Raw genomic sequence first — 8,154 nt, 5'->3', positions numbered from 1 at the left:
GCCGGGCGGGCGCGGCGTGGTGGATCCGGGAGCGCACGCTCTCGCGCAGGCGCAGCAGCTCGCCCGGTGACGTGAGCAGCACGGTCGGCTCGAACCGGGTGCGCGGCGGCAGCGGCGCGGCGCGGACGGGTCCCCTGGTCGACTCCCGGCCCGGAGCGCCCCACGGCGGCGGTTCACCTGCGTCCACGTCCCCTCCTCCCGTCGCGATGACGGCTCCGATTCTCCTCCGTCGTCCCGCGTCTTGCCCGAGAGCCCCGCCGGACCTACGATGGGAGTACCCCCTGGGGGTATTCGACCACGACGGCGGCGGACCGGGTCCGCCACTACGAGGAGCACCGGCATGACCACTCGACTCGACCTCGGCCTGACCGCGAAGGCGACCGGCGACACCGTCGCCGGCGGCTCCTGCGGCTCGGCGGGCGGCTGCGCCTGCGGCGGCCACGGCGACGCGCTCGGTGCCGCCGACACCACCATGATCGCGCCCTCGGTGCAGACGTTCGGGGTCGCCGGCATGACCTGCGAGCACTGCGTCCGCAGCGTGACGGAGGAGCTCGCCGCCTACCCCGAGGTCACCGGCGTCGACGTCTCGCTCTCGCCCGAGGGCGTCTCGGCGGTCACCGTCGGCTCGTCGCGTCCGCTGGGCCGCGAGGAGATCGCGGCCGCCGTCGCCGACGCCGGGTACCGACTCGCACCCCTCTCCTGACGTGCCGCCCCGCAACGCCGCCGCGCTCGAGCTCGCGATCGGCGGGATGACCTGCGCCTCGTGCGTCTCCCGCGTCGAGAAGCGCCTCGTGGCGCTGCCCGGGGTCAGCGCGACGGTGAACCTCGCTCTCGAGCGCGCCACCGTCGTGCTGCCGGAGGGCACGACGGCCGCCGACGCGATCGCCGCGGTCGAGGCCGCGGGCTACACGGCGACGGTGCCCGCGGCGGAGGCGGCCGAGCCCGGGCGACCGGACGGCGCCGCGCATCCCGACGACGTCGAGCGCCGCACCCTCCGCAGCCGTCTGAGGGTCTCGGCGCTGCTGGCCGCCCCCGTCGTCGTGCTCTCGATGATCCCTCCGCTGCAGTTCGCGAACTGGCAGTGGCTGTGCCTGATGCTCGCCGCGCCGGTCGCCGTCTGGGGGGCGTGGCCGTTCCACCGGAACGCGGTGAGGGCGCTGCGGCACGGCTCGACGACGATGGACACGCTGATCAGCCTCGGCGTGCTCGCCGCGTTCGGCTGGTCGCTGTACGCCCTCTTCCTCGGCGACGCCGGGCGCCCCGGGATGAGCATGCCCTTCGAGCTGCTCGGCTCCCGCGCCGGTCACGACGAGATCTACCTGGAGGTCGCGGCCGCGGTCCCCGTCCTCGTGCTCGCCGGCCGGTACCTCGAGGCGCGCTCGAAGCGCGACGCGGGAGCGGCTCTGCGCGCACTGCTCGATCTGGGCGCGAAGGACGCGGTGCGCCTCACCGCCGAGGGCGCGGAGGAGCGCGTGAGCGCCGCCGCCCTCGCGATCGGCGACCGGATCCGCGTGCGCCCCGGCGAGGTCGTCGCCGCCGACGGCACGGTGCTCGAGGGCTCGAGCGCGGTCGACGCGAGCATGCTCACGGGCGAGAGCGTCCCGGTCGAGGTGGGTCCCGGATCCGTGCTCGCCGGTGGCGTGCTGAACGCCCACGGCGTGCTGACCGTGCGGGTCGACCGCGTCGGCTCCGACACCGTCCTCGCCCGGATGGGCCGCCTCGTCTCGGACGCGCAGGCGGGCAAGGCGCGCATCCAGCGGCTCGCCGACCGCGTCTCCTCCGTCTTCGTCCCGGTCGTCGTCGTGCTGGCGCTGGCCACCCTGGTCGGCTGGCTGCTGACCGGGGCCGAGCTGGCGGCGGCCGTCTCGCCGGCCGTCGCGGTGCTCGTGGTCGCCTGCCCGTGCGCGCTCGGCCTCGCGACTCCGACCGCCGTGCTCGTCGGCACCGGCCGCGGCTCGCAGCTCGGCATCCTGATCCGCGGACCCGAGGTCCTCGAGAGCAGTCGGCGGATCGACACGGTCGTCTTCGACAAGACCGGCACGCTCACCACGGGCGCCTTCGAGGTCGTCGACGCGAGCGGTGACGAGGCGCTGCGGATGCTCGCGGCCGTCGAGCGCGGCTCGGAGCACCCGCTCGCCGCGGCGATCGTCCGCGGCGCCGAGCAGCGCGGGCTCGTCGTCCCCGAGGCGAGCGGATTCCGCGCGAGCGCCGGCTTCGGCGTGCGGGCGCGCGTCGAGGGGCGCCTCGTCGTCGCGGGCCGCCTGCGCTGGCTCGAGGAGCAGTGGGGCTTCGCGCCCGGCGCCCTCGCCGAGCAGGCCGAGCGGGCCGCGGGCAGCGGCGGCACCGTCGTCGGCGTCGGCTGGGACGGCGAGCTGCGCGGTCTGGCCGTGCTGCGGGACGAGCCGCGGGCCGAGGCGTCGCGGGCGGTCGCGTCCCTCCGCCGCCGCGGACTGCGGGTGCTCCTGCTCACCGGCGACAACCCGCGCGCGGCCGCGGCGGTCGCCTCCGTCGTCGGCATCGACGAGGTGATCGCCGAGGTGCTCCCGGAGGAGAAGCTCGCTGTCGTCGAGCGCCTGCGGTCCGAGGGGCGCAGCGTGGCGCTGGTGGGCGACGGGGTGAACGACGCGGCGGCCCTCGCGGCGGCCGACCTCGGCATCGCGATGGGCGCCGGCACCGACGCCGCGATCGAGGCGAGCGACATCACGCTCGTCGGCGACGACCTCGCCCGGGTGCCCGACGCGCTGCGCCTGGGCCGCAGGACGCTGGGCGTCATCCGCGGCAACCTCTTCTGGGCCTTCGCGTACAACGTCGCGGCGATCCCGCTGGCGATGGCCGGGCTGCTCGGCCCTCTCGTCGCCGGAGCGGCGATGGCGTTCTCGAGCGTGTTCGTCGTGCTGAACAGCCTGCGACTGCGGGCCTTCCGCGCGGAGGGCTGAGTCGGCGGAGGGCCGTGGCGCCCGCTGCGCCGGGGCTCTGGCGCCGGCCGCTCCGCCGTGATCGACTGGGGCGATGCGCACCGAGACCCGCCAGGACGTCCCCCTCCTCCTCGTCGACGACGACGGGCCCGCACTCTCCACTCCCGAGGATGCGCTCGCGCTCGTCGCCGGGACCTACGACGGCGACGTCGAGACGGTGGTCGTGCCCGTCGGCCGCCTCGACCCCGAGTTCTTCCGCCTGCGCTCCGGAGTCGCGGGCGAGTTCGTGCAGAAGCTCGTCAACTACCGCAAGCGCCTCGTGATCGTCGGCGACATCACCGCCGCCGTCTCGGACTCGAGCGCGTTCCACGACTTCGTCGTCGAGTCGAACCGGGGCGACCACCTGTGGTTTGTCCCCGCGCTCGGCGCGCTCGACGCCCGGCTGTCCGGCTCGGACTCCCCCGAGGAGCCCGGCGCCGAGGGCGGAGTCGAGCCCACCCCGGGCCCGGCGCACTGATGGCGCTGCTCGTCCCGGACCCGGCCGGCGCTCCCCCGCGGCTCGACGGACCCGTCCGCCTCCTCCTGCTCGCCGACACGCACCTGCCGAAGCGGGCGAAGGAGCTGCCGGAGGAGGTCTGGCGCGCCGTCGACGAGGCCGACCTTGTCGTGCACGCGGGCGACTGGGTCGACGAGGCCGCCCTCGACGCGCTCGAGGCGCGCGCCGCGCTGCTGCTCGCGGTGTGGGGCAACAACGATCCGGAGGGGCTGCGCACGCGCCTGCCCGAGGTCGCGCACGCGGTCGTCGGCGGCCTGCGCGTCGCCGTGGTCCACGAGACGGGCGCGGCGACAGGACGCGAGGCCCGGGCCGACGCCGCGCACCCCGACACCGACGTGCTCGTCTTCGGGCACAGCCACATCCCCTGGGACTCGACGAGCCCGGCGGGGATGCGCCTGCTCAATCCCGGCTCGCCGACGGATCGGCGCCGCCAGCCCGCGTGCACCTACCTGACGGCGGTGGCCGAGGCGGGCGCGCTGCACGACGTGCGGCTGGTGGAGGTGCCGCCCCGGGCGCCGACGGCTCCGCGCCTGCTGTAGGCGCCTAGCGCTCCCCCCTCCGCGACAGTTCGCGCTGCAGGCTCCGCGGCGCGGGGGCGCCCGGAGTGCCGAGCAGCTCGCTCAGTGCCCGCGTCCCTCCCTCCGCGAACGCGCGACGCTGTCGGGCGGCCCCGGTGCCGATGCGCGCCAGGCGCTCGAGCCCCTCATCGACGACCCGCTCGTCACCGGTCGCGTGCAGCCCGCAGTCGATCCACTCGCGCAGCTCCGCGACGACCTCGGCGGCCGGGACAGCCCGCCCCTCCCCGGGCGAGAGGAGCGTGCCGTCCAGGCCGAAGCGCCCCGCGTGCCAGAGCCCCGCATCCAGCAGCTCCGGCGCGAGCGGGGAGCAGGGCTCGCCGCCCTCCGCCCGCTCGAGGCCCGAGCGCACGAGCGCGCGGCAGATCCCCGCGAGCAGCACCGCGTCGGCGGCGTCGAGCTGAGCGTCCGCGACGCGGATCTCGAGGGTCGGGTAGCGCGACGACAGACGCGCCTGCCAGGCGATCGCCCCGCGGTCCACGCTCGAGCCGAGTCCGATCAGAGCCCGCTCGCGGCGGTCGTAGTCGTCCGCGCCGGTGAAGAGGGGCGGGCAGCCGGCCGTCGACCAGCGCCGCAACGCCACGCTCCGCCAGCTCCCGAACCCCGAGTCGGCCTCGCCCTGGAACGGCGAATTGACCGAGAGCGCGAGCAGGGTCGGCAGCCAGACCCGGAGCCGGTTGAGCGCGGCGACCCCCGCGTCCCGGTTCGGCACCTCGACGTGCACGTGCAGGGCCTGGACTCGGTGCCCCTCGAGCAGGGCCCCCATCCGCTCGCCGACCTCCCGGTAGCGCGGTTCGGGCGACAGCGCGGGCGCGCCCCCGGAGGAGAAGGGGACGCCGACTCCCGCGGCCAGCGCGTCGAACTCCGCCGCGGTCGCCGTGAGGCGCGAGCGGAACGACGAGAGGCACTCGTGCGCCTGCGCGAGGCTGCGCAGCACCGGCGACGTGAACTCGAGCTGGCAGGCGAGGAACTCGCGGCCCACGCAGCCGCCGAAGTTCGGATCGCCGAAGAACTCGGAGTAGACCGCGTTGCCCAGATCCAGCGGTCGGAGCCCTGCGGCGTCCAGCAGGACGAACTCCTCCTCGATCCCGAAGCCGAGCATGGCTGCCTCCCGATCCCGGTCCCCCGCGACCTCGACGTCGCTCGAGGGGTCCGATGGGGCGACGCTAAGCGAGCCCGGACGAGGTCGGGGAGGCCCTTGACGAACCCCCGCGCACGGGTTCCAGGACGTTCCGCGCCCCCGGCGCAAGGGGGTGGCGACGAAGTATGGTCCGCCTAAGCTCGATGGAATGACCGGTTCGCACGACACCCCCGACACCGCGCACCTCCGCCCGGTCGGGCTCGACGACGCCACCGTCGCCGCACTGGGCAAGCTGTCCGAGGCCCTCGAGACCGTCGAGCACGCCCGCGGCCTGCTCTACGGCTTCCACCGACTCACCGGCGCCGCCGACCTCGCGCTCGGCGAGGCGGTCGAGGCGTTCCGGGAGGCGGGGCACGGGGCAGTGGCCGACAGGCTCGAGTCGGAGCTGGTCGGCCGGAACGTCATCGAGGGTCGCTGGACCTTCCAGATCGTCGAGGACTACGACGACACCTACTACTCGGCGTTCCGCGAGCAGGAGCGCGCCGCCCGCGACGAGCTCGCCGAGGGGCGCCGCCCCCTCTTCGAGTCCGAGATGAAGGAGGACCGCCGCTCGGCGGGCCGCCGCCACCACGAGTCCCGACCGGAACGCGGATGAACGCCGTCATCCGGATGCACGCCGCCTCGCTGCGCGTCAAGGCCGCGACCCCGGGCCGTGCCGGACGCACCGGGGGCCCCGATCAGGAGGACACGATGAGACGCACGATCCTGAGCATCGACGGACGCCGGTTCCTCCTCTCGCTCGCCCTCGACACCGAGGAGCTCGAGAAGCGCCTCGTGCAGGCCGTGCGCGATCACGGCGACATGGTGAGCTTCACCGTCGCCGGCGAGCGCGAGGTCTGCGTCCTCGTCTCCCCCGGGGTCGCCGTGATCCTCGAGCACGAGGACGTGCCGGCCGAGGACCCGGACGCCGAGGACGCGCCCTTCCACTACGACGACGTCGAGTACCTGAGCTAGGGCTCGTTCCCCACCGCCGCGACGCGTCAGACCGCGCCCGCGAGGGCCCACAGGTGGAACGCGGCGTGCGCCCGGTGAGGGCGCCAGCGCTCGGACTCCGCGTCGGCCGCCGCCGTCGAGACGCCGCCGAGCGCACGCCGCAGCACGAGGTCGCCCGCCGGGAAGGCGTCGGGGTCGCCGAGCAGGCGCAGCGCGAGGTAGTCGGCGGTCCACGGCCCGATGCCGGGGATCGCGAGCAGGAGGCGCCGCTGCCGGGGCAGATCGCCGGCGGCGTCGAGCACCAGCCCGTCGGCGAACGCGGCCGCGACCGCGCGGACGGTGCGGGCGCGGGCGTTCGTCACTCCGATCGCCGCCCGCAGCTCCTCCAGGGGCACGGCGAGCAGCTCGGCGGGGGACGGGAACAGCCGCAGGCCCGCGGGACCGGCGCCGCCGAACGCCGCCACCGCCCGGCCGGCGAAGGTGCGCGCCGCGGCGACCGACACCTGCTGCCCGAGCACCGATGCCACCGCGGCCTCGAACGGCTCGGGGTAGCGGATCGCGCGCAACCCGGGCCTCGCCGCCACGGACGCGGCGAGCCTGGGGTCGGCGGAGAGCGCCGCTCCGATCGCCTCGACGTCCGAGTCGAGATCGAGCCAGGCGCGCACGCGGGCCGCGACCCGGTCGATCGCCTCGGCGTGCGCCGTCACGAGCGCGCCCTCCTCCGTCAGCTGGAGGGCGACGTGCCACGGCCGGCCGTCGACGGTGAGCAGGCGCTCGAGCCGGCGACCGCCCTCGGCCACCCGCTCGGCTCCGGGAACGGCGTGGTTGCGGAGGAGGCTCGCGGTGGCCGCGAGGTCGACGGGGCCGTCCGCCCGGAGCTCGACCGTGCGCGTCTCGCTCAGGGGATCAGCACCACCTTGCCGCCCGCGCGGCCCGATGCGACCAGCTCGAGCGCGGCGGCCGCCTCGACGAGCGGGAAGGACGGACCGAGGACGACCTCGAGCCCGCCGCGACCGGCGGCCTCGACGAGGGGGGCTCGAGCGGAGTCGCGCAACGCGGTGCCGGGATCGGCCCCCGCTCCCCCGCCCAGCCGCAGCACGCCGCCGAGCCGCTCGGCGTGGTCGAAGCCGGCGATGGTGGCGATGCGGGAGCGATCGGCGACGACGGCGACCGAGACGTCGAGCGCCTCGTCGGTGCCGGCCGTGTCGAGCGCGACGTCCACCCCGTCGGGTGCGGCGTCCCGCACGCGCTGCTCGAGGCCCGGCCCGTAGTCCAGGGGTTCGCCGCCGAAGCGCCGCACGACCGGGGCGCCGCGCCCGCTCGCCGTGCCGAGCACGCGGGCTCCGCGCGCGACGGCCAGCTGCACGAGGAGGGTGCCGACGGCTCCGCTCGCCCCGTGCACGAGCACGGTCTCGCCCGCCGCCACCCGGGTGGCCTCGAGCAGGTGCACCGCGGTCGTGCCGGTCAGCAGGAGTCCGGCCGCGGCCTCCCAGCCGAGCCCCGCGGGCTTGGGCAGGACGGACGACGCCTTCGCGGTCAGCTCCTCGCTCCAGCCGCCCGAGACGCGGAAGGCGACCACCTCGTCGCCGACGCGGAGCCCACCGAGCGGACCGACCGCGTCCTCGCCCACGGCGGTGACCACTCCCGACACCTCGCCTCCCGGGCGCACGGGGGTGCGGCCCCGCCCGAACACCCCGGAGAGCAGCTTCGCGTCGGAGGGGTTCACCCCCGCGGCGCGCACGCGGATCCGGACGGAACCCGGCCCGGGCTCGCCGAGCTCGACCTCGGCCGGGCGCAGCGACGCGACCGTGTTTCGTCGGCGAGCATCTGCAGAACCATGCCGTCCCCCTCCGGGATCGCGCTCGGGGCCCGAGCAGGGCCGACGCTAGCACCGGCGTCCGACACCGGAGCAGCCGGTTCCCGTCGGTCCGAGAACGCCCGTTCTGACGACGCGTAGCATGGGACGATGCCCGCGACCACGACAGCCGACGCCCTCCCGGCGGCCCCGACCCCGGATGAGGCGGTGCCCACCCC

General features: G+C 76.0%; 10 protein-coding genes. 6 read left to right on the top strand and 4 right to left on the bottom strand.

Features of this window, described 5'->3' with window-relative positions; all coding sequences use genetic code 11:
* Positions 1 to 187, bottom strand: a 187-nt coding sequence (locus NB037_RS17570) for a hypothetical protein (protein ID WP_251948084.1), incomplete at its 3' end; no start/stop codon positions are given.
* Between the two features lie 153 nt (positions 188 to 340).
* Here NB037_RS17570 and NB037_RS17565 point away from each other — a divergent pair.
* From NB037_RS17565 to NB037_RS17550, 4 genes are all read left to right on the top strand, one after another.
* Positions 341 to 703, top strand: coding sequence for a heavy-metal-associated domain-containing protein (locus NB037_RS17565; protein WP_251948082.1), 363 nt, complete (start codon positions 341 to 343; stop codon positions 701 to 703).
* A 1-nt stretch (position 704) separates the two neighbouring features.
* The gene (locus NB037_RS17560) at positions 705 to 2,936 is read left to right on the top strand and encodes a heavy metal translocating P-type ATPase (RefSeq protein WP_308202087.1); all 2,232 of its coding nucleotides are present in this window, start codon (positions 705 to 707) and stop codon (positions 2,934 to 2,936) included.
* A gap of 73 nt (positions 2,937 to 3,009) precedes the next feature.
* Positions 3,010 to 3,432, top strand: coding sequence for a DUF4180 domain-containing protein (locus tag NB037_RS17555; protein WP_251948080.1), 423 nt, complete (start codon positions 3,010 to 3,012; stop codon positions 3,430 to 3,432).
* Complete coding sequence (locus NB037_RS17550; protein WP_251948078.1) at positions 3,432 to 4,010, top strand: metallophosphoesterase family protein; 579 nt, start codon at positions 3,432 to 3,434, stop codon at positions 4,008 to 4,010. The genes NB037_RS17555 and NB037_RS17550 overlap by 1 nt, the downstream gene beginning before the upstream one ends.
* A 4-nt stretch (positions 4,011 to 4,014) precedes the next feature.
* On the opposite strand, the gene NB037_RS17545 is transcribed toward NB037_RS17550, so the two are convergent.
* Positions 4,015 to 5,148, bottom strand: coding sequence for a carboxylate-amine ligase (locus NB037_RS17545; protein ID WP_251948076.1), 1,134 nt, complete (start codon positions 5,146 to 5,148; stop codon positions 4,015 to 4,017).
* A gap of 187 nt (positions 5,149 to 5,335) precedes the next feature.
* On the opposite strand from NB037_RS17545, the gene NB037_RS17540 reads away from it, so the two are divergent.
* Together NB037_RS17540 and NB037_RS17535 are read left to right on the top strand one after the other, a co-directional pair.
* Entirely contained in the window at positions 5,336 to 5,782 is a 447-nt protein-coding gene (locus NB037_RS17540) for a hypothetical protein (protein WP_251948073.1), read from the top strand.
* Positions 5,779 to 6,141 (top strand): hypothetical protein, encoded by a 363-nt coding sequence (locus NB037_RS17535; protein WP_207406071.1) that lies wholly within the window; start codon positions 5,779 to 5,781, stop codon positions 6,139 to 6,141. Before NB037_RS17540 ends, NB037_RS17535 begins: the two co-directional genes overlap by 4 nt.
* Before the next feature lie 26 nt (positions 6,142 to 6,167).
* On the opposite strand, the gene NB037_RS17530 is transcribed toward NB037_RS17535, so the two are convergent.
* Positions 6,168 to 7,022, bottom strand: a complete 855-nt coding sequence (locus NB037_RS17530) for a DNA-3-methyladenine glycosylase family protein (protein ID WP_251948086.1) — start codon at positions 7,020 to 7,022, stop codon at positions 6,168 to 6,170.
* A complete protein-coding gene (locus NB037_RS17525; protein ID WP_279309078.1) occupies positions 7,019 to 7,918 on the bottom strand; it encodes an NADP-dependent oxidoreductase in 900 nt (299 codons plus the stop codon). Before NB037_RS17525 ends, NB037_RS17530 begins: the two co-directional genes overlap by 4 nt.
* Positions 7,919 to 8,154 lie beyond the last annotated feature (236 nt).

The organism is Rathayibacter rubneri (assembly GCF_023743255.1).
GTDB classification, from domain to species: domain Bacteria; phylum Actinomycetota; class Actinomycetes; order Actinomycetales; family Microbacteriaceae; genus Rathayibacter; species Rathayibacter rubneri.
This window is presented reverse-complemented; position numbering and strand designations above follow the sequence as displayed.

Coding starts and splice junctions, on each gene's coding strand:
- NB037_RS17565 (WP_251948082.1), top strand. CDS start 341: ATGACCACTCGACTCGACCTCGGCCTGACCGCGAAGGCGACCGGCGAC.
- NB037_RS17555 (WP_251948080.1), top strand. CDS start 3,010: ATGCGCACCGAGACCCGCCAGGACGTCCCCCTCCTCCTCGTCGACGAC.
- NB037_RS17550 (WP_251948078.1), top strand. CDS start 3,432: ATGGCGCTGCTCGTCCCGGACCCGGCCGGCGCTCCCCCGCGGCTCGAC.
- NB037_RS17545 (WP_251948076.1), bottom strand. CDS start 5,148: ATGCTCGGCTTCGGGATCGAGGAGGAGTTCGTCCTGCTGGACGCCGCA.
- NB037_RS17540 (WP_251948073.1), top strand. CDS start 5,336: ATGACCGGTTCGCACGACACCCCCGACACCGCGCACCTCCGCCCGGTC.
- NB037_RS17535 (WP_207406071.1), top strand. CDS start 5,779: ATGAACGCCGTCATCCGGATGCACGCCGCCTCGCTGCGCGTCAAGGCC.